The following is a 24,470-nucleotide window of genomic DNA, read 5'->3' as shown; positions in this document are numbered from 1 at the left end:
CGGCGGATGGAACAAGTGGTCTTTGTGCGGTTTCCGACCCCGCTGGTCCTCGCTACGTTCGAGGCCGAAGGGGGTCTTCATGGCAAGGATTGCGACGGTGGCCACGGCCGCCGCGATGGCGTTCGCCGTCCTGGGGGTACCGGCGGCTTCCGCCGGGGACGGTTCGGTCGTCCGCACGGACAAGGGGGCCGTGCGCGGCACGGTCACGCAGCAGGCGCGGACGTTCGGGAACATCCCGTTCGCCGCTGCCCCAGTGGGTGAGAACCGGTGGCGTGACCCGCAGCCGGTGACGCCGTGGCAGGGGGTGCGCGACGCGACCGGGGTGTCGCCGAGGTGTGCGCAGGCAGCGGGGCTGGGCGAGACGGAGTCGACGGTCGAGGACTGTCTGTACCTGAACGTCACGACACCGGCCGGCACCGCGCGCACGCCGCGGCCGGTGCTGGTGTGGATCCACGGCGGCGGGTTCATCAACGGCAGCGCGGCGGGCTACGACGCGCGGTGGCTGGCGACGAAGAACGACGCGGTCGTGGTGACGGTGAACTACCGGCTGGGGGTGTTCGGGTTCTTCGGCTATCCCGGCCTGCCCGGGTCGGGGGCGTTCGGGATAGCCGACCAGCAGGCGGCGCTGCGGTGGGTGCGGCGCAACGCGCGGGCGTTCGGGGGCGATCCGCGGAACGTGACGCTGGCCGGGGAGTCGGCGGGCGGTCTGAGCGTGTGCGCGCAGCTCGCCTCCCCCGCCGCGGCGGGGTTGTTCGCGAGGGCCGTGATCCAGTCGGGGCCGTGCGGGCTGAGCGTGCCGGACCCCGCCGTGCAGGGCGGCCTGGAGACGTTCTGGCGACCGCGTGCGGACGTCGAGAAGGACGGCGCCGCGCTGTCGCCGGGGTGTTCGGACCTGGCGTGCCTGCGGGAGTTGTCGCCGGACCGGCTGCTCGCGGCACACACGGCGTTCGCGCGACCGGCGTTCGGCACGGCGGTGCTGCCGATCAGCCCGCACGTCGCCCAGAACACCGGCCGCACGCATCGGGTGCCGACGCTGGTGGGCACGACGCACGACGAGATGACGCTCTACGCGGGCCTGATCTACCCCGCACCCATCCTCGACGGCGAGTACGTCACGAAGGCCGGGTCGGTGTTCGGCGAGGACCTCGGCGCCCAGGTGGTGGCCCGGTACCCGCTCAACGGCAACGGCGACGTCCGCGACGAGCTCGCGGCGGCGATGACGGACCGGTCGTGGGCGTGCCCGGCGCACGAGACACGGCAGCAGCTGGGTCGCCGGATGCCGGTGACCGGCTACGACTTCGCCCAGCCGGACATGCCGATGATCTTCGACGGCCTGCCGGAGTTCCCCGGCGGCTACCGGGCCTACCACGCCTCGGAGCTGCCGTTGCTGTTCGAGTTCCCGGGCCTGCCGCTCACGGCGGAACAAAGAGAACTGTCGGACTACGTGGTCACGGCGTGGGGCAGGTTCGCCCGCACCGGCGATCCGGGATGGAGGGGCGTGCAGTCGCTCAAGGCGGGCGGGGTCGGCCCGGCCGACTTCGTGAAGGACCACAAGTGCGGATTCTGGGGGTCGCTGTGAGGAAGACGCTGACGGCTGTGCTCGCGGTGGTGCTGTGCGCGGCGGTGGTGAGTCCGGCGGGCGCGACGGACCGGTCGGTCGTGCTGACCGACAAGGGCGCGGTCCGGGGGACGGTCACGAGCACCGAGCGCGTGTGTTCGGCTCGATCCCGTTCGCCGCTCCCCCGATCGGTGAGAACCGGTGGCGTGACCCGCGGCCGGTCACGCCGTGGCAGGGGGTGCGGGACGCGACGACGCCCGCGCCGATGTGCGCGCAGACCGCGGAACTGGGCGGCCAGCCGTCGCAGGCCGAGGACTGCCTGTACCTGAACGTCACGACCCCGGCCGCGCCCAGCCGCACGCCGCGGCCGGTGCTGGTGTGGATCCACGGCGGGTCGTTCGTCTCCGGCGGCGCGTCGATGTACGACGCGCGGTGGCTGGCGACGAAGAACGACGCCGTGGTCGTGACGGTGAACTACCGGCTCGGCGTGTTCGGGTTCTTCGGCTACCCCGGCCTGCCCGGCTCGGGCACGTTCGGGCTCGCCGACCAGCAGGCCGCACTCACGTGGGTGCACCGCAACGCGCGGGCGTTCGGCGGGGACACGCGGAACGTCACGGTGTTCGGAGAGTCGGCCGGCGCGTTGAGCATCTGCGCCCAACTGGCGTCGCCGAGGGCGGCGGGGTTGTTCGCGAAGGCGATCATGCAGTCCGGGCCGTGCGGGGTGCAGGCGCCGGACGAGCCGGGGACGTTCACGCACCTGTGGAAGCCGCGCACCGAGGTCGAGCAGAGCGGCGTGGGCGCTGCGGGGTGCGCCGACCTGGCGTGCCTGCGCGCGTTGCCGGTCGACCGGCTGCTCACGGTGCACGAGCGGTTCTCCACCCCGGCCTTCGACACCGCGTTGCTGCCGATCGACCCGGTGGTGGCGCAACGGACGGGCCGCATGCACCGGGTGCCGTCGTTGGTGGGCACCACACACGACGAGATGACGCTGTTCATGCCGCAGGTCTTCCCGCAGCCCATTCCGGAGGCGGCCTACGGGCAGGCGTTGGCCGGGCTGTTCACCACGAACGCTGAGAAAGTCGCCGCGCGCTACCCCGTCAACGGCAACGGGGACGCCCGCGACGAGATCGCCCGGCTGCTGACCGACAAGCTGTGGTCGTGCACCGCCCGCACCACCCGCGACGAATTGCGCGGCCGGGTGTCGGGCTACGAGTTCGCGGAGAAGGACGTCCCGATGTTCTTCCCCGGCCTGCCGGAGTTCCCCGGCGGCTACGGCGCGTTCCACGCCTCGGAGATCCCGCTGCTGTTCGAGTTCCCCGGCGTGACGCTCACCGCGAAGCAGAGGGAACTGTCGGACTACATGATCGCGGCGTGGGGCAGGTTCGCGCGCACCGGTGACCCCGGCTGGCGGGCGGACGTGCAGTCGCTCCAGGCGAGCGGGGTCGGCCCGGCCGACTTCGCGAGGGATCATCAGTGCGGGTTCTGGTCCACCATGTGAGGCATGCCCGGCTACCGCGCCCTCGCGAGTGATCGCGAGTTCCGTGCGTTGTTCACGGCGCACGTGGTGTCGGTGGCCGGGGACCAGTTCGCCAGGGTCGCGCTCACGGTGCACGTCTACGACCGCACCGCCAGCGCCGGCCTCACCGCGCTCGCCTACGCGTTGACGTTCCTGCCGGATCTGATCGGCGGGCCCCTGCTGTCGGGGCTCGCCGACAGGTTCGAACGCAAGCAGGTGATGGTGGCCGCCGATCTCGTCCGGGCGGCCCTCCTGCTGCTGATGGCCGTGCCGGGGCTGCCGTTGTGGGCGCTCGCGGCCGTGGTGGTGCTGGTCCAGTTCGCGGGGGCACCGCACGGCGCGGCACGGGCGGCGCTGCTGCCGCACGTCCTGCCCGACGAACGCTATCCGCTCGGCCAGGCCGTGATGGGCACCGTGACGCAGGCGGCGCAGGTCGCCGGGTTCATCGCGGGCGGCGCGCTGGTGGCGTGGTTCGGCCCGGCGCTGGTGCTGGTCGCGGACGCGGTGACGTTCGGGGTGTCGGCGTTCCTGCTCGGCGTGTTCCTGCTGGACCGGCCCGCGCCGGTCCGGACGCACCGCAGGGCGTGGCCGACGGACCTGGTCGGCGGGACGAGGCTGGTGTGGGGTGACCGGCGGCTGCGGGCACTGGTCGCGCTCGCCTGCGTGTCCGGGTTCTACATCGTCGGCGAGGCGCTCGCCGTGCCGTACGCGGCACAGCTGGGCGCGGGGCCGGCCGGGGTGGGCATGATCTTCGGTGCCTACGCGGCGGGCGCGGCCGCGGGCATGCTCGTCGTCGCCCACCTCAAAGAAGAGGTGCAGTCGCGGTGCATGCCGTGGCTGGCCATCGCGGCGTGCGCGGTTCTCGTCCCGGCCGCGCTGCGGCCGGGCCTGGTCGTCAGTGTGGGGATGTTCGCCCTGTCCGGGGCGGCCAGCGCCTATCACCTGGTCGCGAACACGCGGTTCGTGCGCGCCGTGCCGGACGAGTCACGAGGTCAGGCCTTCGGTCTGGCCGTCACCGCGTTGCGCGTGTCCCAGGGCGTGGGGGTGGCGCTGGCGGGTGTGGCGGCCGAGACCGTCGCGGTGCACCGGGTCGTCGCCGCCGCCGGAGCACTCGGGGTGCTCGCGGCAGGCGGTGCGGCGATCCTGTGGAGGCTCAGCGACGCCAGTCGGTCGGACGGGCCCAGTCAGTCGGACGCAGCCAGTCGGTCGGACGGACGGGACGGCCGGTGGCGGAAGCGCGGTTGATCATGACTGCTCCTATGGGTGTTCGTTGTGCGGTTGATGCAAAGGTTTTTGGCGTGCGATTGGCGTGCGAACAGTGAGGACTACTCACAGTGAGGTCCCCCACATGGAGCCACGACTTTGCGTTACCCGGTAGCTACAGTGGTTGGTTCCTGGACGGTGGTGTGGGGGTGGCAGCGTGCCTTGGCTCGACCCGCGCCGGTGGAAGTTATGGTCGCTTCCTCCTGTGGTGCTGGCCTATGTCGTGACGGTGGTTGTTCTGGCGACCCTCGTCACGCTCGCCACCGCATGGCGTACCCCTGCCGAGGCCTTGAACTGGCCCTGGTTCCTGCTGCTCGCCGGTGGTGCCGTGGTGCACCTGGAAGCGGCACGGGGAATCGAACGGATCCGCGAAATCGGCGCCGAAGGGTCACCGCACGCCCACATGCAGTCGGTGTGGCTGTTCGCGGGCGTGCTCGTACTACCGATGCCACTGCTCGTGGCGCTGATCGTCATCAGCTACACGCACTCGTGGTACCGGGTCTACAAGCGGCGGGCGGTCCTGTTCCGCAAGGTGTTCTCCGCGGCCACTGTCGTCCTGGGCAGTGCCGTGGCGCAACTCGTCCTAGGTCTCTTTCCGGACCGTGCTGTTGACGTTGACGGCCCGCTCGGCCTGTTGGCACTGGTTACGGCCGGCGCCCTGTATTGGTTCATCAACTATGCGATGGTCGTGACGGCCATCTACTTCACCAACCGCCAGAACCCCATCCGCACGGCCCTCGGCAACGCCTCCGACGTGCTGATCGTGCTCGCCTCCGTGGGCCTGGGCTCCGGGGTCGCGATCATCCTCAACTGGCGGCCGTGGCTCACGCCGATGCTGCTGCTCACCGTGCTCGCGCTGCACATGGGACTGCTGCTGCCCCAGTTCCGCGTCGCCGCCCGCACCGACTCCAAGACCGGCCTCGTCGACGCCACGTTCTGGCACGACGTCGCCGAACGCGAACTGCAACGCGCCCGCCGCCTGACCTCCACCGTCGGCGTGCTGATCCTCGACCTCGACCACTTCAAGCTCATCAACGACACCTACGGCCACCTCGCCGGCGACCGCGTCCTGCGCGCGGTCGCCGATGCGTTGAAGCACTCGGTGCGCTCCTACGACCTGGTCGGCCGCTTCGGCGGCGAGGAGTTCGCCGTGCTGCTGCCCGGCGTGAGCACCGACGAGGTCAAGGCCACCGCCGAACGCATCCGGTTCGAGATCGCGAGCCTGCACATCCTCGTGGTCGACCGCCTCGGCGAGGACCAGGTCGTCGCCGGACTCACCGCCTCCGTGGGCGCCGCGGTCTGCCCCGACACCGCGACCGAGCTCAGCCCACTGCTGCTCGCCGCCGACGAGGCCCTCTACCAGGCCAAGAGCAACGGCCGCGACCGCGTCGCCACCGCCCAGGTCTTCTAGCCGAGGAACGCCGCGAGCCGCGACGACACCGCGTCAGGCTCCTCCACCCACGGGTAGTGCCCCACACCCTCGTGCACGTGCAGCGTGACGTCGCTGAACAGCCCCGCCAGCTCCACACACCGGCGCACCGGTGAGATCGGGTCCTCCGAGCACGCGTACACCAGCACCGGGTGACCGAACTCGGCCAGCGCCCGCCGCAGCACCCCCGGCACGAACGCGCCCTCGGCGTTGTACCCGGCAGCGACCTCGTACTTCCACTGCCCGAGCTCCGCGTCGGCGTGCGCCCGCGTCGTCTCGTCCCACCGCGCGTACAGCAACGGCGACGCCGCCACCCGGTTCTCCACCGAGTCGTCCCCCGCGGCGTTGCGGTCCAGCGCCGTCGTCGCCGCCTCGAACCACGGCTCACCCGTGCGAGCGGCGAGGAAGGTGTCCCAGTCGGACTGCTCCGGCGACAACCCCACGCTGCGCAACGCCGGCGTGAGCAGCACCAGCTTCCCGACCCGCTCGGGGAAGTCCGCCGCGTACCCCATCGCGATCCCCGCACCCGCGGAGTGCCCGAGCACGTCCACCACGTCCAGCCCCAGGTGCCGGCGCAGCATCTCCACGTCCCGCACCAGCATGTCCCGCCGGTACGTGAACGGATCCGCCGGCTCGTCCGACTCGCCCGTACCCCGGTTGTCCAGCACCACCAACCGCCGTGACGCGTCCAGCCCGCCCAGCGTCCCCAGGTACTCCGACGCCCTGCCGGGACCACCAGCGAGCACGATCAGCGGGGCGCCCTCACCCACTTCCCGATAGGCGAGTTCCGTGCCGTCGAACGAGGTGAAGCGTGCCATGCTGCACATCATGCCGAAGATCGCCACGGCCGACCTCGTCGACCGGCCGCAGCTGCTCGAGTTCCTCAAAACCCGCCACCACGGTGTCCTCATCACCCACCGCAGCAGCACGGACGGCCTGCAGGTCTCTCCCGTCTCCTGCGGCGTCGACACCGAGGGCCGCATCGTCATCGCGACCTACCCCCAGCGCGCCAAGGTCCGCAACGCCCGCCGCAACCCCCGCGTCACGATGTGCGTGCTGTCGGAGGACTGGAACGACGCCTACGTCCAGATCGACGGCACCGCCGAGGTCCTCGACCTGCCCGAAGCGTTGGAGGACTTCGTCGAGTACTACCGCTGCATCGCCGGCGAACACCCCGACTGGGACGAGTACCGCGCGGCCATGCTCCGCCAGGGCAAGTCCCTCATCCGCGTCACCATCGACTCCTGGGGCCCCATCGCCACCGGCGGCTTCCCACCCGAACTGGAGCAGTGACCTCAGCTAGCCCACGCACCGCCCCAGCCCGCAGGCTTCTCCAGCAGCACACAGGAACCGCCGTGCGGGCCCTCGATCGACGCGATCCGTCCGGTTGGCACGGTCGTCGGCTCCAGCAGCACACGACCGTCCAACTCGGACACCCGCGCCACCGCGCCGTCCAGATCGTCCACCGCGAAGAACGGCCGCCAGCCGTCCCCGTCCGACGTCCTCAGCCGCCCCGCCACCGCACGCGCGTCACCGTGCCGCGACGACGTGAACACCACCAGGTCCTCGGCCGCCTCCCGGCTCTCCCAGCCGAGCTCGGTACACCAATACCCGTCTTCGGGCGAGGCGGTCGAGAGCTCCACCCAGCACGGCTCACCCGACCGCGGCGGCGGCGCCCACGGACCGTGCAACACCCTGCCACCGTCCACAGAGGAGTTGACCTTCAGCTCCCGCGACTCGTCCCCGCCGAAGAACACGGACCAACCCTGTTCCCCCGCAACGACCTGCGCCGCGAGCCGATCCCCGCCCCACCCCGAGAACGACCCACCCGGCTCCGCGATCACCGCCCACCCGAGAACACCGGCGAAGAAGTCCACCGACTTCTCCGGCTCGGCAACGCTCAACTCAAGACGACGAAGACCACAAGACGACACGGGCATCCCATCGGGCGGGGATCAGGGGCGGCGCGCACCATCCTCTGCTCCGACCACCTGAGACGACAATGCGCCATTCGGCGGCATGCGCTCCGCGCTCACGATGTCACTCAACGGCACCGGCTTGCCCAGGTGGAAACCCTGCCCCACCCGCACCCCGAGCCCCTTCAACGCGTCCACCTGCGACGGACGCTCCACCCACTCCGCCACCGCCGACAGACCCAGCCCGTTGGCGATCTGCACGATCCCCGACACCAGCACCGCGTCCGCGTCCGACGTCTCGATGCCCTTCACGAACTCACCGTCGATCTTGATCCCGGTGATCGGCAGGTGCTTCAGGTGCACGAACGACCCGAAACCCGACCCGAAGTCGTCCAGCGTGATCCGGCACCCGAACCCGCGCAGCTGCGTCGCCAGCGTCACCGCCGCGTCCAGGTTCGTCACCGCCGCCGTCTCCGTGATCTCCAACCCCAACCGGCCCGGCGCCACCCCCGCCGACCCGAGCATGTCCAGCACGAACCCACCGAAGTCCGGATCCTCCAGCGTCCGGCCCGACACGTTCACGTTGAACCGCAACCGCGGATCCGGCTGCGCCACCAACGCCTCGATCGCCGTCGTCAGCACCCACCGGTCGACCTCGAGGATCAGGTTCGACCGCTCCGCCACCGGCAGGAAGTCCGCCGGCCCCAGGTACGGCTCCTGACCGTCCTGCAGCCGCAGCAACAACTCGTGACCCAGCACCTCACCGGTCGCCAGCTCCACCATCGGCATCCCGTACAGCGCCAGACCGCCACCCGCGAGCGCCGCCCGCAGCCGGTCCAGCACGCTGACCCGCTTCACCGTGTCCGCGTAGTGGTTCGGCTCGTACACCGTCACCCGGTCCCGGCCCGCCGCCTTCGACGCGTACAACGCCAGATCCGCGTTCGCCAGCACCAGCTCCCACGAGTCACCCGGACCGAACTCCGCCAGCCCCGTGCTCACCGTGATCCGCGCCGGCGTCCCGATCCCCGCCAGCGGGAACCCCGCGACCGCGTCCCGCAACCCGTCAGCGACCTCCGACGCGTCCTTCGGCGACGCCCCCGGCAACACGACCGCGAACTCATCACCACCCAGACGAGCGATCAGCCTGTCACCCAAACGGGACTGCAACGCCGACGCCAGCATCCGCATCACCCGGTCACCGACGGCGTGCCCGCGCAGATCGTTGACGTCCTTGAAGTTGTCCAGATCCAGCACCAGCAACGCGCCCGACCCGTTGTTCGCCAGCTCCTGCTCCAACGCCCGCGTCAACGCACGCCGGTTCGGCAGACCCGTCAACGGATCCTGCTCGGCCATGCGCACCAGCTCGTCGTGCACCCGCGACGACTGCGTGACGTCGTGCGCCGTCCCCAGAGCCCGCAACGGCGTGCCGTCATCACCCAGCACGACCTCGCCGAAGCACTCGAACACCCGCTCCTTGCCGTCCGGCCGCAACATCCGATGCGTGTACGTGAACACCGAACCGGTCTTGAGCGCGTTGTCGAGCGTCTCCTCGATCATCGGCAGGTCGTCCGGATGCACCAGCTGCGAGTACAGCCCGAAGTCGAACGCCGTCCCCGGCGCGAACCCGAACATCTCCAGGAAGCTGTCCGACCAGGTCACCCGGTCATCGCGGATCGACCACTCCCACGTCCCCATGCGACCGAGCGCCTGAGCACGCCGCAGCGCGTCCGCCTCCTGCGTCACCGTCAACTCACGATCACGCCACGCCGACACGTCCACGACCTCGTACATCAGGTCGTCGCCCAGCTTCGAGCACCGCACCTCGAGCCACTTCGGCCCCGGCACCAGCACTTCCCGCACAGGAGCAGGAACCTCGGGCACTCCCGGCAGCAACGCGGGCAACGACCGCCCGTACGCCTGCTCGACCGGAACCCCCAGCACAACACCCAGCGCGCGGTTGCACCACAGCAGGTTCCCGCGCGAGTCCGTCACGGCATAGCCGACACCCGCCCGGTCCAGCACCGTGCGGCAGTAGGAGGTCACGCGCGTCATGATCGTCCGATCACCGGACGTAAGCAACCCGCTACGCCGGTCAGTTCGCTGTTGTGCGAACGGCTATCGCAGCCGCTCCAGGCCCTTCGCCGACTCCACCAGCTCCGCGGCCAGCTTCCTCAGCTCCTCGTTCTCCGCCCCGTCCTGCGCCGCCGTCACCACATCCTCCGCGGCGCACCGCAGCTGGAACAACCTGTCCTGCAGATCCGCCAGCTCCGCGGTGCTCAGCACCACCGCGTCCTCCGGCAGACCACCCCGCTGCAACGCCGCCCTGCGCTCGTACGCGCGCTGACGACACGGCTGCGCGCAGTACCGCCTCGGCCGGCCGATCCGCCCGCTCCCGGGCAACCGCCTCCCGCACCACGCGCAGTGCCTGGGCTCATCCGCCTCCATGGAGCGCTCCATGGCGCGCGACGGTAGCGAATGGCGGTGGGTGGTCTCCAGCGACGCGCCAGAAAGCCCGACCTTCGTAGGGAACCGGACAGTACCCGCAGGGCCGTTCGTGTCGCTTTCGGCCCCGGTTTGATCAACTTCCGTTGGTTTTCTCTCGTCTTTGACGGTTGTGGACCAGGGGGTGCGCCGGGACCGATTGGCCGAGAGGCAAGGTTTTGGTCTGCACTGAAGTAATAGAGGTAAATCAGAAAGTGTGTCGCCACCCACTGTCCACCCCGGAGCCACCGCCGGAAGGCAGACTCACCACCCGTGACACATCCCTACCTCGCAGGCCCACGCCCCCGAGCCTTCGCCCACCGCGGCTGGCACGTCGGAGACCTCGCCGGCATGGAGAACTCGCTCAGCTCGTTCCGCAGGGCCGTGCAGGAGGGCTACCGCTACATCGAGACCGACGTCCACGCCACCGCCGACGGACACGTCGTCGTCCACCACGACCACACCCTCGACCGCACCACCGACGCCCAGGGCCACGTCGCCACCCTCCCCTGGACCGAGGTCGCCCGCGCCCGCATCGGCGGCCGCGAACCCGTCGCCCGCCTCGCCGACGTCCTCGAAGAACTCCCCGGCACCTTCTTCAACATCGACGTCAAATCCGAAGAAGCCGTCCAGCCGATCATCACACTCCTGCGCAGGACCAAGGCCCTGCACCGCGTCTGCCTCGCCAGCTTCAGCGACAACCGCCTCGCCCGCCTGCGCAAGATCGCCGGCCCCGAACTCCTCACCTCCATGGGCCCCCGCTCCGCCGGAGCCCTCTGGGCCGCACGCCGCATCCCCCTCGCCGGAGCCGCCGTCCGCGGCCAGGTCGCCCAGGTCCCCGTCAGCCAGGGACGCCTGCACATCGTCGACCGCCGCTTCGTCCAGGCAGCCCACCGCAGAGCACTCGAAGTCCACGTCTGGACCATCGACGACGAAGCCGACATGCGCGCCCTGCTCGACCTCGGCGTCGACGGACTCGTCACCGACAGGCCAGATGTTCTGCGCGAAGTTCTCCAGTCCCGCAACAGCTGGTAACAGGTTGGAACACAGATCATCAGCGCGGTCGGCGGACAAGTACAGTCCGCCGACATGAAGAGCACGGGCGACGACACCGCCACCACCGCGCGGCGCCGCAAGAAAGAACAACGCGGCTGGGTCTGGTACGACGTGGCGAACTCCGTGTTCCCCACCTCGGTGATCACCGTCTTCCTCTCGCTCTACCTCACGAGCATCGCGACCAACGCCGCCAAGGCCGACACCGCGCTCAACGGGGCCAACCCGTGCGCGGACGACAACGCCTTCGCCAACTGCGACGTCACGATCCTCGGACTCCAGTTCCCCAGCGGCTCCCTGTGGGGCTACCTGCTCTCCATCGCCACCGTGGTCCAGGTGATCGTGCTGCCCGTCATGGGCGCCATCGCCGACCGCACCCAGAACAAGAAGAAGATGCTCGGCGCCTTCGCCTTCACCGGCTCCGCCGCCACCATCGCACTCGCCGCCGTCGAAGGCACCAACTGGAAGCTCGGCGTCGTCTTCTTCATCATCGCCAACATCTGCTACGGCTCCAGCGTCGTCGTCTACTACGCCTTCCTCCCCGAGATCGCCACCCCCGACGAACGCGACGCCGTCTCCAGCCGCGGCTGGGCCTTCGGCTACCTCGGCGGCGGCGTCGCCCTCGCCATCCAGCTCGGCATCACGCTCTCCGCCGACTCCCTCGGCATCACCTCAGGAGACGCCGCCCGCATCGCGTTCGTCATCTCCGGCGTCTGGTGGGCCGCCTTCACGATCATCCCGCTGCGCGCCCTGACCGAACACCAGCGCCCCCACGGCGGCGAGCACGGCGCGTCCGTCATCTCCGCCGGCTTCAAGGAACTCGGCACCACCCTGCGGCAGGCCAAGGCCTTCCCGCTCACCCTCGCGTTCCTCGGCACCTACCTGATCTACACCGACGGCATCGCCACCGTCGCCAACGTCAGCGCCCAGTACGGCAGCGTCGAGCTCAAGTTCGAACAGCAGACGCTCATCACCGTCATCTTGATCGTCCAGTTCGTCGCCTTCGTCGGCGGCGTCCTGCACGGCTTCGTCGCCCGCCGCATCGGCGCCAAGAAGACGATCCTCGGCTCCCTGGTCGTCTGGATCGTCGTGATCACCGCGGCGTTCTTCGTCCAGGCCGGCGACGAGACCTCGTTCTACCTCGTCGCCGCCGGCATCGGCATCGTCCTCGGCGGCACCAACGCGTTGTCCCGCAGCCTCTTCAGCCAGATGGTGCCGCCCGGACGCGAAGCCCAGTACTTCTCGCTCTACGAGGTCGGCGAACGCTCCACCAGCTGGCTCGGCCCGCTGGTGTTCGCGGGCGTCGGCCAGGCCACCGGCAGCCTCCGCCCGGCCATCCTCGCCCTGATCATCTTCTTCGTCGCGGGCTTCGTCCTGCTGATCTTCGTCCCCGTCCGCCGCGCCATCAAGGCCGTCGGCAACGAGGAACCCGCCCTCGTCTAGGCCGTCGCGTGCGGCGTCGCCTTCGAGCGGCGCCGCACCGGCAGCACCACCGCCAGAGCCAGCAGCACCACGATCGCCGTCCTGGACGTGACGACCTCGTCCCACGCCAGCACCAGGAACACCAACGGCACCAACTGGACCAGGGCGAACAACGACAACGCCCGCCCGAACACCGCGTCCCCGCGCACGAACGCGAACACCCGCAGCGCCACCGTCACGACGGCGAGCAACGCCAGTCCGGTCCCCGTCGCGACCCCGCCGACGACACCGAGCACCACCGCTCCCCCACCCCACCAGAGCATCCTGCTCGCCGGCGGCGTCGGAGCCTCCCGGTGGAACCCGAGGCACAGGCACGCGAACGTCACCAGCGACGGCAACTGGAACACCGCCCACATCGCCGCCGCGGGCCCCGGCTGGGTCAGCGCCGGAATCGACAGCAGCGCCGGAGCCGCCGCCGCGACCTTCGCGAGCGTCCGCCGCCCGGTGAGCAACGCCGGGAAGGCCACCAGCGGCGCCAGCTCCAGCACCCGCCACCAGCTCAGGTCCTGCCGCACCCCGGCGGCGAGGTTCACGATTGCCGCCGTCGCGTAGTACACCCCCAGCAACAACCCGAGCATCCCCAGCGCCCGCACGATCTCACCGCGCCACACGACCTTCGCCGGCACGCTCGTGAAGCTCGCGCCGGCCGCGAGGTGGGTCCGCACCGCCAGCCCCAGCACGGCCCACGTCTCCCCCCACCCCGGCCAGCTGTGCTCCAGGTCGAGGTCGTCGTCCCGCTCGGCCAGGAAGATCCCGACCATCTCCTCCTCGCGGTCCGCGCGGTACCACCGGGGCAACACCTTCAGCAGCGCCCGATACCGGCGCTCCAGGTTCCTCATGCCCGCCCCGCCCACGCCTGGACACCTCGTCCCTTCAGCACGGCACTCGCCGCCCGCACGTTGGCGCTCAGCCGCGCCACCTCGGCCTGCAACGCCCGCACCCCGGAGTCGGTCAGCTTGTAGTAGCGCCGCAGCCGCCCCTGGTGCACCTCCTCGCGGTCGCGTTCGGCGAACCCGTCCGCCACCAACCTGTCCAGCACCCCGTACAGCGTGCCGACCCGCAGCACCATCCGCCCCTCCGACAGCTGCTCCACCGCCTGCACGATGGCGTAGCCGTGCAGGGGCTCCTCCGCCAGCGCGGTGAGCACCAAGAACGTCTGCTCGGACATGACCCGACCACTCATGTCGTTGAATATATCGCGGCGCGAGCTATATCGGGAAGCGGACTACAGGTGGAGGCTTGCCTTCGGTCAACACTGAAACTATCGAGTCGCCCAAGAAATTGGACGCCGCGCAAGCCGGACCCGACTCGCTCGCCAGGCACAGCGCGCGGCGACGCCCGGCCGGCGCCGACGAGCCTGATCGTCGGACCTTGACGGCCCGCCAACCCGCACCACTCCCCTCCCCCGCCGCACCCGACCCACTCGCCTCCCGCGCCCCCTCGGCGCCTTGCACCTCCCCTGCCCCACTCGGCGAACCGCCCAGCGAGTGCCCGGTCCTCAGTCCACACTGAAACCTTCGAGTGATCCGAGCCGAGACGATGTTTGAAGTCCCGGCCCAGCGGCTATGTCGACCGGAAATGGGCAGGTCGCGCCGAACGAACCCAGGCGAGGGGGTGCACGAACCGTGGGGATTCCTCAAGATCGGGATCGAGGCACTAGGGTGACCCGCCGTGGACGCCCTTCCCGATCCGACAGACGCCCTTTCCGCTGTACCTGTCGCTGGTTCCCGGCGCTCGACGCCGGTGGTCGGGCACCTCAAGTTCTTCTTCGGTCCGATGGACTGCGGCAAGTCGACGCTCGCGCTCCAGATCGACCACAACAACTCGCGCCAGGGCCGGCGGGGTCTGCTGCTGGTGCGGCACGACCGGTCGGGGCGGCCGCAGATCTCCAGCCGCATCGGCATCACCCGCGAGGCCGCGGAGATCCGCGACGACGATCTCCGCCTGCTGGTGCGCTCGGAGTGGGCCGAGGGCAGGCGGGTGGACTACCTGATCGTGGACGAGGCGCAGTTCCTCACGGGCGAGCAGGTGGAGCAGCTGGCGGAGCTCGCGGACGACGTCCAGGTCGACGTCTACTGCTTCGGGCTCGCCACGGACTTCCGCGGGGAGATGTTCCCGGGGTCGCGGCGGCTGTTCGAGCTCGCCGACGAGTTGAAGGCGATTCAGGTCGAGGTGCTGTGCTGGTGCGGGGTTCCCGGGAGGTTCAACGCACGGGTGCGGGCCGGACGGGTGATTCGCGCCGGGGACACGGTCCTGGTTGCCGACACGGTTTCGGACACGGAACAGCACCGATCGGGTACAGAGAGCAACACTGTAACGGACAACACGGAAACTACTGTCCGTTATCAGGTGCTCTGTAGGCGTCACTTTCGGTTGGGCGACCTAGGCCCTGACGTCGCACAAAGTGGTCAGCTTCGGTTGGCATAGGCGACTACCCACAGCCCCCACTGGGCCATTAGAGTGATGCATGAGCGCAGGAGCTTGATAACGCGTCACGATCCTGTGGCGATCGCATCCATTAGAAGGAAGCCTTCGTTGACGAGTGAACGACGTCACTGTGGGCGACCATGAGAGCGAACCGGAAACAAACGGAGCAATCCGGGCGTTGCACACGGTGAGCAAGAAGCCTGGGCCCCGGCCCTGAGCCGAGCGAAAGGACACCGCCATGGCCGACCGCGTTTTGCGTGGAAGCCGGCTCGGAGCAGTCAGCTACGAGACCGACCGAAACCACGATCTCGCTCCGCGCCGGGCAGCGCGGTACGCCTGCCCCAAGGGACACGACTTCGAGGTCCCGTTCTCCGACGACGCCGAGTTGCCGCCGACCTGGGAATGCCGCCTCCACGGCACCGAGTCGAAGATCATCGACGGTGTCGAGCCGGAGGTGAAGAAGATCAAGCCGCCGCGCACGCACTGGGACATGCTCCTGGAGCGCCGGTCGATCCCCGAGCTCGAGGAGCTGCTCGACGAGCGGCTCGAAGAGCTTCGCGGACGCCGCACCCGCACGGCCTGATCCAGGCCCGCAAGGTCGCAGACGCTTCAAGCCGTCCCGGTCTCCCGCCGGGACGGCTTTTTGCGTGCCACACAAAGGCCCCTAGGAGGCCCGCAGAGCGCCTGTGATCAAGTTCCGGCCCCACCACACGCCCACGGCCGCCAGCACGGCCCAGATCGCCAACGCGACGATCGACCGCGGCGAGCCGAGATCGCTCAGCGCGTCCCCCAGCACGGCGGCGAGCACCGTCGACGGCACCAGCCCCAATGCCGTACCGAGCGCGAAGTGCCGGCCGCGCACCGAGGTCACGCCCGCGCCGTAGTTCGCCAGCGTGAACGGCAGGACCGGCAACAACCTGATCACGAGCGTCGCCTCGACCCCGCGCCGTTCGAAGACCCGTTCCAGCACGGCGAGGCGCGCCCCGAGCCAGCCCTTGACCGTCTCCCGGCCGAGCCCGCGCGCGACCCCGAACGCGATCATCGCGCCCGCCGTGAACCCGATGATCGCGAGAGCGCTCCCCCACCCCACGCCGAACAGCAGTCCCGCCGCCGTCGCGAGCACCGGTTTGGGGAAGAACACCGCCGTGCCCGCCGCGCACACCGCCACGAACGCGATGGGCGCCCACCCGCCGGCGCGGTCGACGAGGGCACGCAACTGCGCACCATCGGGCAGATCCACGAACTGGGCCGCCACCGCCAGCGCCACGACGAGCAGCACCAGCACGATCAGGCCCACACGTCGCATCAGCCCAACGTACCCGGCAGGCTGGAGCCCATGACCGTGCTGCTCCCCTCCGGCGAGACCGTCCCCGCGCTCGGCATGGGCACCTGGATGATGGGCGACGACCCGTCCCGGCGCACGCAGGAGGTCACCGCCCTGCGCACAGGCCTCGACCTGGGCCTGACGCTGATCGACACGGCCGAGATGTACGGCTCCGGCGTGTCCGAGGAACTCGTCGGCGAGGCGGTCGAGGGTCGCCGCGACGAGGTGTTCCTGGTGTCGAAGGTGCTGCCGTCCCACGCGTCGGCGGCGGGCACCGTCCGCGCCTGCGAGGCCTCGCTGCGCCGCCTCGGCACCGACCGCCTCGACCTCTACCTGCTGCACTGGCGCGGAAACGTCCCGTTCGCCGCGACCGTCGACGGCTTCGCGGCCCTCACCGAGGCGGGCAAGATCCGCCACTGGGGCGTCAGCAACCTGGACCTGGACGACATGCGCGAGCTCACCGCGTTGCCGGGCTTCTGCCAGACCAACCAGATCCTCTACAACCTCACCCGCCGCGGCCCGGAGCACGACCTCCTGCCGTGGCACGCCGGTGCGGGCATCCCGATCATGGCCTACTCCCCCGTCGAACAGGGCCGCCTGCTCGGCTCCCCCGCCCTGGCCGCCGTGGCCTCCCGGCACGACGCCACGCCCGCGCAGGTCGCCCTCGCCTGGGTGCTGCGTCACCCGCACGTCAACGCGATCCCCAAGGCGGGCACGCCGGAGCACGTCCGGGAGAACGCGGCGGCGCGCGATCTGCGCCTGTCCCCCGAGGACCTGGCCGACCTGGACCGCGCCTTCCCTCCCCCGGCCGGCCCCACGCCGCTGGCGATGCTCTAGCCGGAATGAGACGCGCGTCCCACTCTCACTCCGGGCTCACGCACGGCCCGCTAACGTGACTGCTCGGTTTCACCGACCACGACACAAGGAAGCGAGGTGAGCGACACATGCCAGGCGACAGTAGCCCGCGCAGGTGCCCGCACCTCGCACGCTTGAGTTCTGGCGTGTGACGCACACCCCTGCACACAAGGGGAGTCACACGATGCACGTCTTCGACATGACCCTGCGCATCGCCGAGAGCATGGGCCTCGGCGCGCTGATCGGTTTCGAGCGGCAGTACCGCGCTCGGATGGCGGGCCTGCGCACCAACGCGTTGGTGGCCGTGGGCGCCGCGTTGTTCGTCCTGCTGTCCGCCCAGGGCTTCGACGGCCAGGGCGACCCCACCCGCGTCGCGGCGCAGGTGGTCTCCGGCATCGGTTTCCTGGGCGCGGGCGTGATCCTGCGCGACGGCCTGTCGGTGCGCGGCCTCAACACCGCGGCCACGCTCTGGTGCGCGGCCGCGGTGGGCTCGCTCGCGGGCGCCGGACTGCACGTCGTCGCGGCGGCCGGCACGGTCGCGATCATCGCGGTCAACGTGGGCCTGCGCGAACTCGGCAGGGCCGTCGACCGCAAGGAGGACGACTAACGCGGCTGGTACGTCAGGCAGTTCGCGTGGTGGTCGCCCTCGCCCTGCCCGACCCGCACGCTCTGCGCCGTGCACTCCAGCGAGGCGTTGTGCGTGCAGTCGGTGCGGGAGCAGGCGCCGACCTGCGCGACGACCTTGTCCAGGCCGCCCTTCGTGCCCAGCGGGATGAACGTGCCGCAGTCGGCCGCGCCGTTGTCGCCGCGCACGGTGATCGCGAACGCGTGGCAGCCGTCGTGGTTGTAGGAGCAGTCGCTCACGCTGCAGTCGTGGACTGCGGGCATCGGCCTGTTCTCGAGGGTGGTCATGTCCGCTCCTGCCGTGGTGGGAAAGGTTCGGTAATCCGGACGATGCCACCGCGGCAGGGGCCCCGCAATTCGAGAGGGATTAGGCGAGCCTATCCTCCAAGAATCATTTCACTCGTGGTCCAGAACGCGGCGCAGGAACTTGCGGGTGCGTTCTTCGCCTGGATCACCGATGACCTGACCTGGGGTTCCGCGTTCCACGATCACGCCGCCGTCGAGGAAGAGCACCTGGTCGGCGACCTTCTCGGCGAACCGGATCTCGTGCGTGACAATGACCGTGGTCCACCCTTCCGAGGCCAGGTCCTTGATCACGGCGAGCACCTCCCCCACCAGTTCGGGATCAAGTGCGGAAGTGGGCTCGTCGAACAGCACGACGCGAGGTTTCAAAGCGAGCGCACGGGCAATACCTACGCGTTGTTGTTGTCCGCCGGAAAGCTGGTACGGGTACGAATCGGCTTTGTCGGCGAGGCCCACCTGGTCCAGCAGGACCCGCGCTTCGGCCACGACTTCTTCGAGGGGTCGCCGCTGGGCGACGACCGGGCCCTCGGTGAGGTTCTGCAGGACCGTGCGGTGCGGGAAGAGGTTGTGCGACTGGAACACCATGCCGCTCTGCGCGCGCAGCCGGGCGCCCTCGGCTCGGCCCGCCTTGCCGGGCGGCAGCGCGGAGAAGTCGACCGACACGTCGTCGATGCGGACCACGCCGCTGTCGGGGGTGTCGAGGACGTTGAGCGAGCGCAGCAGGGTGGTCTTGCCGGAGCCGGACGGGCCCAGCAGCACCGTGGAGGTGCCGCGCGGGGTGCTGAAGTCGATGCCGCGCAGGACGTCGAGCGAGCCGAACGACTTGTGCAGGCCGGAGACCTCGATGCGGATGTCGGTCATGCGATCACGTACCTGTTCAGCCTGGTCTCCAGTCGTTTCTGCCCGGCGGACAGCGCCACGCAGATCACCCAGTAGTAGAGGCCCGCGAAGGCGTAGAGCGCGAGGAACTCGTTGCTCTCGGCCGCGGCGAGCTGCGACTCGCGGAAGAGTTCGGTCAGCAGCACGACCGAGCCCAGTGAGGTGTCCTTCAGCAGGGACAGCAGCGTGTTGGACAACGGGGGCACGGCGGTGCGCGCGGCTTGGGGCAGCACGATGCGGCGCAACGTCTGCGCGTAGCCGAAGCCGATCGTGGAGGCCGCCTCGAACTGTCCCTTCGGCACGGACAGGATCGCCGAGCGGATCACCTCGGCCGCGTAACCGGCGACGTTCAGCGAGAACGCGACCACGGCGGCGGTGAAGGGCGGGAACTTGAGGCCGATCTGCGGCAGGCCGTAGAAGACGATGAACAGCTGCAGCAGCAACGGCGTGCCGCGGATGATCGAGATGAACGCCCGTGCGAGGCCGGAGAGCACCCGGTAGGGCGAGATCCGGGCCAGCGCCACCAGCAACGCCAGGACCAGGCCGATCGCGAACGACAGCGCGGTCAGCGGGATGGTGACCTTCACCAGCCCCACGAACATCGGCCACGCCGTCGAGGCCAGGATGTCCCACGTGCTGCGCGGACCGCGGCCTTCGGACAGGTCCGCCGCGCCACCGTCCTCAACGGACACGTCGGCCTTGAAGTACTTCTGCGAGATGCCGCGCAACGTGCCGTCGGCCTTCAACGCGTCGATCGCCGTGTTCGCCTGCGTGAGCAACGCGCCGTCGGCCTGCCGGAACGCGAGGACCTGTTCGCTGCCCGCCTGCCCGGCGTCGCCCGCGATCTCGACGTCCTTCGAGCCGGTGGTGGCGAGGTAGTCGAGCACGGCGATGTTGTCGTTGACGATCGCGTCCACGCGACCTTGCTGCAGCAGCGCGGCGGCCTGCGCGAACCCTTCCACCGCCTCGACGTTCGCGCCGGCGTCGCGGGCGACCTTGGCCCAGTTGCTGGTGCTGGACTGGGCGGTGGTCTTGCCGCGCAAGTCCGCGATGGACTTGATCCGGTCGTCGCCCGTCCGCCGCACGATCACGCCGCGCGAGTAGGTGTAGGTGCTCGACAGGCCGTACTTGGCGGCGCGTTCGGGGTTGCGCGACACCTGGTTGGCGATGAGGTCGATGCGGGACGCGTCGAGCGCGGGGAAGATCGCGTCCCACTGCGTCTCGACGAACTCCAGCCGCCACCCGGCCTTGGCTCCGATCGCCTTGATGACCTCGATGTCGTACCCGGTCAGTTCCTGGGTCGAGGGGTCGTGGAAGGAGAACGGCGGATACGTGCCCTCGGTGCCGACGCGGACCAACGGTGGTTGCTCTTGTTGCGCGTACGCCGGTGCGGGGACGACGATCAACAGCAGCAGGAGCAGCACCGCGCCCCTGAACACTTGTCGCATCCGGGCAGGGTAGAGCGAACCGGGCGGGCGCCGCTGAAGATCCACTATGCGGGACGGGGTGTGCGGCATGGCTACGCTGACCACGGCGGACGGGCAGTCGGTGTCCTACGTGGACCACGGTGGTGACGGCCCGGCGGTCGTGCTGCTGCACAGCTATCTGATGGACGTGACGATGTGGGCGCCGCAGGTGGCGGCGTTCGGTGACCGGTACCGGCTGATCGCGATCGACGAGCGCGGCCACGGCGACACCCCCGCCACGGCGCCGTTCGACCACTGGGACGTGGCGCGCGACGCCCTCGCCGTGATGGACGCCTTGGACGTCTCCCGAGCGGCCGTGATCGGCACGAGTCAGGGCGGCTTCGTGGCGATGCGGATGGCGTTGCTGGCGCCGGAGAGGATCACCGCGCTGGCGTTGCTGGGCACGTCCGGCGAGCCCGAGGACGAGCAGGTGGCCGCCGCGTACGAGCAGCTCGCCGAGGTGTGGATCGCGCAGGGGCCGGAGACGGTGATCGAGGCCGTGGCGAAGATCTGCCTGGGCGACTACGACCCGTCGGGCTGGACGCCGAAGTGGAGCGCGGTGGAGCCCGACCGGCTGCGGCTGATCATGAGCGCACTGGTCTCCCGCGAGGGCGTGCTGGACCGGATCGGTGCGATCGAAGTGCCCGCGCTCGTGCTGCACGGCACCGCGGACCTCGCCTACCCGGTCGCGAAGGCGGAAGCACTCGTCGCGGCGTTGCCGAAGGCCGAACCGCTGGTGCTGGTGGACGGCGGCGCGCACTTCCTCAGCCTCACCCACTCCGGCGACGTGAACCCGCACCTGGAGAGGTTCCTCGGCGCGACCCTCTAGACCCCCTGGAATTATCCGGGGGCTGGTCCGGTTAGGCTTGATGACACATCAACCAACTGGATCGGGTGGGCTGTGAAGATCGCTGTTCTGGGGGCGGGCCACGTGGGTCCCGTCCTCGCGCGCCTCGCCCTGGCGGCGGGGTACGAGGTGGGCATCGCGGGGTCGGGAGATCCCGCGCGGATCGAGATGATCGTCGACTTCCTCGCGCCCGGCGCCGTCGCGCAGACCACCGCCGACGCCGTGCAGGACGCCGATCTGGTCGTGCTGGCCATCCCGTGGCACCGGTTCCCGGCGCTGTCTCCGGGAACGTTCGCCGGCAAGGTCGTCATCGACGCGATGAACCACTGGCCACCGTCGGAGCACCCGCTGGGCACCAGTGAAGAGGTCGCGCAACGGCTGACCGGCGCGCAGGTCGTGAAGACCCTCAACCACGTGGCCTACCAGGACATGGAACCCGCCGGCGGCCGTGCCGTCGGGTTCGCCGGGAACGACCCCGACGCGCTCAGAGCCGTCGCGGAGTTCCTGGAACGCATCGGGTTCGACCCCGTGCCGATGGGCCCGCTGGCCGCCGGACGGCTGCTCGAACCCGGCAGCCCGCTGTTCGGCGTCGCGGCCCACCGGCACGAGTTCGAGACCTTCTTGAAGGAGCAGTCATGACCACGTTCGGCCTCGACACCTTCGGCGACGTCACGCACGACGCGTCCGGCACGCCGATCACGCACGGGCAGACCATCCGCAACGTCGTCGAGCAGGGCGTGCTGGCCGACCAGGTCGGCCTCGACTTCTTCGGCATCGGCGAGCACCACACCCCGGACATGCCGCTCTCGGCGGCCGACGTGGTGCTGGCCGCGATCGCCGCGCGCACGTCCACGATCCACCTCGGGTCGGCGGTGACGGTGCTCAGCTCGGACGACCCGGTGCGGGTGTTCCAGCGCTTCTCCACGCTGAACGCCGTGTCGGACGGCCGCGCCGAGATCATCCTGGGCCGCGGGTCGAGCGTCGACTCGTTCCCGTTGTTCGGCTACGACCTCGCCGACTACGAGGACCTGTTCGAGGAGAAGACCCACCTCTTCGCCGAGCTGCTCAAGGGCGGCCCGATCACCTGGCAGGGCAAGACCCGCGCGGCGCTGACCGACCAGGACGTCGTGCCGTACACCGAGCCGTTCCCGACGTGGATCGGTGTCGGCGGCAGCCCGCAGTCCGTGGTGCGGGCCGCGTCGTACGGGTTCTCGCTGATGCTCGCGATCATCGGCGGCCACCCCGGCCGGTTCGCGCCGTTCTCCGAGCTCTACAAGCACGCGCTGGAGAAGTTCGGCCGCGACCCGCTGCCGATCGGCATCCACTCCCCCGGCCACGTGGCGGAGACCGACGAGCAGGCACGTGAGGAGTTCTGGCCGCACTACCTGGACGTGATCGGGCGCCTCGGCAAGACGCGCGGGTTCGCCACGCCCACGCCGGAGTCGTACGCGCACGAGGTGGGGCCGCACGGCGCGCTGTTCGTCGGCTCGCCGGACACCGTGGCCGAGAAGATGGCGCGCACCATGAAGAAGCTCGACGCCAGCCGGTTCGACCTGAAGTACGGCATCGGCGGGCTCTCGCACGAGTCGCTGATGCGCACGATCGAGCTTTACGGCACGAAGGTCGTCCCCATGGTGCGCGACATGCTGGCCTAGTAATGATGTTCGGCGACCACGCGATGCTCCAGACACGTCCGCACGTTCTGGGGAGTGGTCTTGTTCGGCAACAAGGAGAACGCAGAGGTCGTCGCGCTTCGGCAGCAGCTGGCCGAGGCGCACGGCACCATCGCGGAGCTGCGCGGCTGGGTCGGTCAGCTCCGCGGCGCAGGCACCCCGGCGTTGGAAGGCGAGCTCCGGCAGCTGCGTGCCGCCGTGGAGCACAAGAAGAGCGAGTACGTGACGCTCGGCACGACCCAGCGTCAGCTCCAGGCCGAGGTGGACGCCTGGCGGTCCCAGCTCGTCGAGACGCGTGATCTCGCGTTGCTGCAGGAGGTCGGCGTCTACGAGTACGCGCATCCGTTGAGCGACGCGGTGGCGTACAAGGACGCGCTGGCCGAGCTGAAGCTGCGGATCAAGGAGTTCGCCAAGGGCGACGCCGTGTCGTGTCACGTCGACTGGGCGGTCAACGGGTCAGTCAAGGAAGGCCAGCGACTCGGCAGAGACATGGCCAAGCTCATGCTTCGCGCCTACAACTCCGAAGCGGACATGGCCGTGCGCTCGGTGAAGCCGCACACCCGTGAGTCGGTGAAGAAGCGGCTCACGACCACGAAGGACACGATCAGCAAGCTCGGTGTCCTCATGCGCATCGCCGTCTCGCCGGACTACCACCGGCTGCGGTTGCGGGAGATCGACCTGACCGCCGACCACCTCGTGAAGGTGGAGGAAGAACGGGAACAGGCCAAGGCGGAGCGTGACCGGCTGCGCGAGGAGGCCAAGGTCATGAAGGAGATCGAACGCGAACGCGCCCGTCTGGCCAAGGAACGGGCCCACTACCTCGCGGCGGTCGCGAAGCTGCGGGCCAACGGCGACGTCGAGGCGCTGGCGAAGGCCGAGCAACAGCTCGCCTCGGTCGACGACGCGATCGCCGGGGTCGAGCAGCGCGCCGCCAACGTCCGGCTGGGCTACGTCTACGTGATCTCCAACATCGGCGCGTTCGGCCCCGGTGTCGTGAAGATCGGCATGACGCGCCGGCAGGAACCCATGGACCGGGTCAGGGAGCTCGGTGACGCTTCGGTGCCGTTCCGGTTCGACACCCACGCGCTGATCTTCTCCGAGGACGCGGTCGGGCTGGAGACCGCGTTGCACCAGAAGCTGAGCCACAAGCGCGTCAACCTGGTCAACCACCGGCGCGAGTTCTTCTACGCGACCCCCTCCGAGGTCAAGGACCTGGTCGTGCGACTGGAGAACAGTCCCGTCCTGCAGTACGACGACGTCGCCGAGGCGTTGGAGTGGCGTGCGTCCGAGTCGAACAGGCAGGGTGCGCCGGGCTCGCTCGTCCTGTCCTCCGTCGGCGCCGACGGCGACCTGTCCGACGATGGTGAGTGACGG

General features: G+C 69.9%; 24 protein-coding genes and 1 pseudogene. 15 read left to right on the top strand and 10 right to left on the bottom strand.

Features of this window, described 5'->3' with window-relative positions; translation table 11 throughout:
* The first annotated feature begins 79 nt into the window (after positions 1 to 79).
* The 4 genes from ACFWNN_RS00945 to ACFWNN_RS00930 all read left to right on the top strand — a co-directional run bounded on the left by ACFWNN_RS00945 (position 80) and on the right by ACFWNN_RS00930 (position 5,748).
* Positions 80 to 1,579, top strand: coding sequence for a carboxylesterase/lipase family protein (locus ACFWNN_RS00945; RefSeq protein WP_382437745.1), 1,500 nt, complete (start codon positions 80 to 82; stop codon positions 1,577 to 1,579).
* Between the two features lie 133 nt (positions 1,580 to 1,712).
* Positions 1,713 to 3,056 carry a carboxylesterase/lipase family protein gene (locus ACFWNN_RS00940; protein WP_382437744.1) on the top strand — a complete coding sequence of 448 codons (1,344 nt, stop codon included), beginning with the start codon at positions 1,713 to 1,715 and terminating at the stop codon, positions 3,054 to 3,056.
* Positions 3,057 to 3,059: 3 nt separating this feature from the next.
* Entirely contained in the window at positions 3,060 to 4,319 is a 1,260-nt protein-coding gene (locus ACFWNN_RS00935; RefSeq protein WP_382437743.1) for an MFS transporter, read from the top strand.
* Between the two features lie 241 nt (positions 4,320 to 4,560).
* On the top strand, positions 4,561 to 5,748 hold the full coding sequence (locus ACFWNN_RS00930; RefSeq protein ID WP_382437742.1) for a diguanylate cyclase: 1,188 nt from the start codon (positions 4,561 to 4,563) through the stop codon (positions 5,746 to 5,748).
* Here the strand turns inward: ACFWNN_RS00930 and ACFWNN_RS00925 are convergent.
* The gene (locus tag ACFWNN_RS00925; RefSeq protein WP_382437741.1) at positions 5,745 to 6,584 is read right to left on the bottom strand and encodes an alpha/beta fold hydrolase; all 840 of its coding nucleotides are present in this window, start codon (positions 6,582 to 6,584) and stop codon (positions 5,745 to 5,747) included. The two genes, ACFWNN_RS00930 and ACFWNN_RS00925, sit on opposite strands and share 4 nt — an antisense overlap.
* Before the next feature lie 10 nt (positions 6,585 to 6,594).
* Between ACFWNN_RS00925 and ACFWNN_RS00920 the strand changes: the two genes are divergently transcribed.
* Positions 6,595 to 7,059, top strand: a complete 465-nt coding sequence (locus tag ACFWNN_RS00920; RefSeq protein ID WP_382438389.1) for a PPOX class F420-dependent oxidoreductase — start codon at positions 6,595 to 6,597, stop codon at positions 7,057 to 7,059.
* Between the two features lie 2 nt (positions 7,060 to 7,061).
* Here the strand turns inward: ACFWNN_RS00920 and ACFWNN_RS00915 are convergent, their stop codons facing one another.
* The 3 genes from ACFWNN_RS00915 to ACFWNN_RS00905 all read right to left on the bottom strand — a co-directional run bounded on the left by ACFWNN_RS00915 (position 7,062) and on the right by ACFWNN_RS00905 (position 10,139).
* The gene (locus ACFWNN_RS00915) at positions 7,062 to 7,670 is read right to left on the bottom strand and encodes a VOC family protein (RefSeq protein ID WP_382437740.1); all 609 of its coding nucleotides are present in this window, start codon (positions 7,668 to 7,670) and stop codon (positions 7,062 to 7,064) included.
* A 51-nt stretch (positions 7,671 to 7,721) separates the two neighbouring features.
* Entirely contained in the window at positions 7,722 to 9,725 is a 2,004-nt protein-coding gene (locus ACFWNN_RS00910; RefSeq protein WP_382437739.1) for an EAL domain-containing protein, read from the bottom strand.
* A 72-nt stretch (positions 9,726 to 9,797) separates the two neighbouring features.
* Positions 9,798 to 10,139, bottom strand: a complete 342-nt coding sequence (locus ACFWNN_RS00905) for a hypothetical protein (protein ID WP_030475304.1) — start codon at positions 10,137 to 10,139, stop codon at positions 9,798 to 9,800.
* A gap of 297 nt (positions 10,140 to 10,436) precedes the next feature.
* Here ACFWNN_RS00905 and ACFWNN_RS00900 point away from each other — a divergent pair, with 297 nt between their 5' ends.
* Both ACFWNN_RS00900 and ACFWNN_RS00895 read left to right on the top strand, forming a co-directional pair.
* A complete protein-coding gene (locus tag ACFWNN_RS00900; RefSeq protein ID WP_382437738.1) occupies positions 10,437 to 11,198 on the top strand; it encodes a glycerophosphodiester phosphodiesterase in 762 nt (253 codons plus the stop codon).
* A gap of 54 nt (positions 11,199 to 11,252) precedes the next feature.
* The gene (locus ACFWNN_RS00895; RefSeq protein WP_382437737.1) at positions 11,253 to 12,659 is read left to right on the top strand and encodes an MFS transporter; all 1,407 of its coding nucleotides are present in this window, start codon (positions 11,253 to 11,255) and stop codon (positions 12,657 to 12,659) included.
* On the opposite strand, the gene ACFWNN_RS00890 is transcribed toward ACFWNN_RS00895, so the two are convergent.
* The gene (locus tag ACFWNN_RS00890; protein WP_382437736.1) at positions 12,656 to 13,537 is read right to left on the bottom strand and encodes a hypothetical protein; all 882 of its coding nucleotides are present in this window, start codon (positions 13,535 to 13,537) and stop codon (positions 12,656 to 12,658) included. The two genes, ACFWNN_RS00895 and ACFWNN_RS00890, sit on opposite strands and share 4 nt — an antisense overlap.
* The gene (locus tag ACFWNN_RS00885; RefSeq protein ID WP_382437735.1) at positions 13,534 to 13,881 is read right to left on the bottom strand and encodes a PadR family transcriptional regulator; all 348 of its coding nucleotides are present in this window, start codon (positions 13,879 to 13,881) and stop codon (positions 13,534 to 13,536) included. Before ACFWNN_RS00885 ends, ACFWNN_RS00890 begins: the two co-directional genes overlap by 4 nt.
* Before the next feature lie 488 nt (positions 13,882 to 14,369).
* Here ACFWNN_RS00885 and ACFWNN_RS00880 point away from each other — a divergent pair, with 488 nt between their 5' ends.
* Positions 14,370 to 15,125 carry a thymidine kinase gene (locus ACFWNN_RS00880; protein WP_382437734.1) on the top strand — a complete coding sequence of 252 codons (756 nt, stop codon included), beginning with the start codon at positions 14,370 to 14,372 and terminating at the stop codon, positions 15,123 to 15,125.
* 238 nt (positions 15,126 to 15,363) lie between these two features.
* Entirely contained in the window at positions 15,364 to 15,708 is a 345-nt protein-coding gene (locus tag ACFWNN_RS00875; protein ID WP_065919117.1) for an RNA polymerase-binding protein RbpA, read from the top strand.
* Between the two features lie 81 nt (positions 15,709 to 15,789).
* On the opposite strand, the gene ACFWNN_RS00870 is transcribed toward ACFWNN_RS00875, so the two are convergent.
* Positions 15,790 to 16,431, bottom strand: a complete 642-nt coding sequence (locus ACFWNN_RS00870) for a TVP38/TMEM64 family protein (RefSeq protein WP_382437733.1) — start codon at positions 16,429 to 16,431, stop codon at positions 15,790 to 15,792.
* 30 nt (positions 16,432 to 16,461) lie between these two features.
* On the opposite strand from ACFWNN_RS00870, the gene ACFWNN_RS00865 reads away from it, so the two are divergent.
* Positions 16,462 to 17,286, top strand: coding sequence for an aldo/keto reductase (locus ACFWNN_RS00865; RefSeq protein ID WP_382437732.1), 825 nt, complete (start codon positions 16,462 to 16,464; stop codon positions 17,284 to 17,286).
* A gap of 202 nt (positions 17,287 to 17,488) precedes the next feature.
* Positions 17,489 to 17,905, top strand: a pseudogene (locus ACFWNN_RS00860) (MgtC/SapB family protein); the annotation flags it as partial.
* Positions 17,906 to 17,907: 2 nt separating this feature from the next.
* Here ACFWNN_RS00860 and ACFWNN_RS00855 read toward each other — a convergent pair.
* From ACFWNN_RS00855 to ACFWNN_RS00845, 3 genes are all read right to left on the bottom strand, one after another.
* Entirely contained in the window at positions 17,908 to 18,216 is a 309-nt protein-coding gene (locus ACFWNN_RS00855; protein ID WP_382437731.1) for a DUF1540 domain-containing protein, read from the bottom strand.
* 108 nt (positions 18,217 to 18,324) lie between these two features.
* Positions 18,325 to 19,092: an amino acid ABC transporter ATP-binding protein gene (locus ACFWNN_RS00850; protein ID WP_382437730.1), complete on the bottom strand. Its 768-nt coding sequence runs from the start codon at positions 19,090 to 19,092 to the stop codon at positions 18,325 to 18,327.
* Complete coding sequence (locus tag ACFWNN_RS00845; protein ID WP_382437729.1) at positions 19,089 to 20,558, bottom strand: ABC transporter substrate-binding protein/permease; 1,470 nt, start codon at positions 20,556 to 20,558, stop codon at positions 19,089 to 19,091. The genes ACFWNN_RS00850 and ACFWNN_RS00845 overlap by 4 nt, the downstream gene beginning before the upstream one ends.
* A 67-nt stretch (positions 20,559 to 20,625) precedes the next feature.
* Between ACFWNN_RS00845 and ACFWNN_RS00840 the strand changes: the two genes are divergently transcribed.
* From ACFWNN_RS00840 to ACFWNN_RS00825, 4 genes are all read left to right on the top strand, one after another.
* Complete coding sequence (locus tag ACFWNN_RS00840; protein WP_382437728.1) at positions 20,626 to 21,405, top strand: alpha/beta fold hydrolase; 780 nt, start codon at positions 20,626 to 20,628, stop codon at positions 21,403 to 21,405.
* Between the two features lie 72 nt (positions 21,406 to 21,477).
* Positions 21,478 to 22,062 (top strand): NADPH-dependent F420 reductase, encoded by a 585-nt coding sequence (locus tag ACFWNN_RS00835; protein ID WP_382437727.1) that lies wholly within the window; start codon positions 21,478 to 21,480, stop codon positions 22,060 to 22,062.
* The gene (locus tag ACFWNN_RS00830; RefSeq protein ID WP_382437726.1) at positions 22,059 to 23,078 is read left to right on the top strand and encodes an LLM class flavin-dependent oxidoreductase; all 1,020 of its coding nucleotides are present in this window, start codon (positions 22,059 to 22,061) and stop codon (positions 23,076 to 23,078) included. Before ACFWNN_RS00835 ends, ACFWNN_RS00830 begins: the two co-directional genes overlap by 4 nt.
* A 54-nt stretch (positions 23,079 to 23,132) precedes the next feature.
* Entirely contained in the window at positions 23,133 to 24,467 is a 1,335-nt protein-coding gene (locus tag ACFWNN_RS00825; RefSeq protein WP_382437725.1) for a DUF4041 domain-containing protein, read from the top strand.
* Positions 24,468 to 24,470 lie beyond the last annotated feature (3 nt).

The organism is Lentzea sp. NPDC058450 (assembly GCF_042721395.1).
Taxonomy (GTDB): Bacteria; Actinomycetota; Actinomycetes; order Mycobacteriales; family Pseudonocardiaceae; genus Lentzea.
This window is presented reverse-complemented; position numbering and strand designations above follow the sequence as displayed.

What these genes read in the sequence shown, in the direction of transcription:
- ACFWNN_RS00945 (WP_382437745.1), top strand. Translation starts at nt 80, where the DNA reads ATGGCAAGGATTGCGACGGTGGCCACGGCCGCCGCGATGGCGTTCGCC.
- ACFWNN_RS00935 (WP_382437743.1), top strand. Translation starts at nt 3,060, where the DNA reads ATGCCCGGCTACCGCGCCCTCGCGAGTGATCGCGAGTTCCGTGCGTTG.
- ACFWNN_RS00925 (WP_382437741.1), bottom strand. Translation starts at nt 6,584, where the DNA reads ATGGCACGCTTCACCTCGTTCGACGGCACGGAACTCGCCTATCGGGAA.
- ACFWNN_RS00920 (WP_382438389.1), top strand. Translation starts at nt 6,595, where the DNA reads ATGCCGAAGATCGCCACGGCCGACCTCGTCGACCGGCCGCAGCTGCTC.
- ACFWNN_RS00905 (WP_030475304.1), bottom strand. Translation starts at nt 10,139, where the DNA reads ATGGAGCGCTCCATGGAGGCGGATGAGCCCAGGCACTGCGCGTGGTGC.
- ACFWNN_RS00895 (WP_382437737.1), top strand. Translation starts at nt 11,253, where the DNA reads ATGAAGAGCACGGGCGACGACACCGCCACCACCGCGCGGCGCCGCAAG.
- ACFWNN_RS00890 (WP_382437736.1), bottom strand. Translation starts at nt 13,537, where the DNA reads ATGAGGAACCTGGAGCGCCGGTATCGGGCGCTGCTGAAGGTGTTGCCC.
- ACFWNN_RS00885 (WP_382437735.1), bottom strand. Translation starts at nt 13,881, where the DNA reads ATGAGTGGTCGGGTCATGTCCGAGCAGACGTTCTTGGTGCTCACCGCG.
- ACFWNN_RS00875 (WP_065919117.1), top strand. Translation starts at nt 15,364, where the DNA reads ATGGCCGACCGCGTTTTGCGTGGAAGCCGGCTCGGAGCAGTCAGCTAC.
- ACFWNN_RS00870 (WP_382437733.1), bottom strand. Translation starts at nt 16,431, where the DNA reads ATGCGACGTGTGGGCCTGATCGTGCTGGTGCTGCTCGTCGTGGCGCTG.
- ACFWNN_RS00865 (WP_382437732.1), top strand. Translation starts at nt 16,462, where the DNA reads ATGACCGTGCTGCTCCCCTCCGGCGAGACCGTCCCCGCGCTCGGCATG.
- ACFWNN_RS00855 (WP_382437731.1), bottom strand. Translation starts at nt 18,216, where the DNA reads ATGACCACCCTCGAGAACAGGCCGATGCCCGCAGTCCACGACTGCAGC.
- ACFWNN_RS00850 (WP_382437730.1), bottom strand. Translation starts at nt 19,092, where the DNA reads ATGACCGACATCCGCATCGAGGTCTCCGGCCTGCACAAGTCGTTCGGC.
- ACFWNN_RS00845 (WP_382437729.1), bottom strand. Translation starts at nt 20,558, where the DNA reads ATGCGACAAGTGTTCAGGGGCGCGGTGCTGCTCCTGCTGCTGTTGATC.
- ACFWNN_RS00840 (WP_382437728.1), top strand. Translation starts at nt 20,626, where the DNA reads ATGGCTACGCTGACCACGGCGGACGGGCAGTCGGTGTCCTACGTGGAC.
- ACFWNN_RS00830 (WP_382437726.1), top strand. Translation starts at nt 22,059, where the DNA reads ATGACCACGTTCGGCCTCGACACCTTCGGCGACGTCACGCACGACGCG.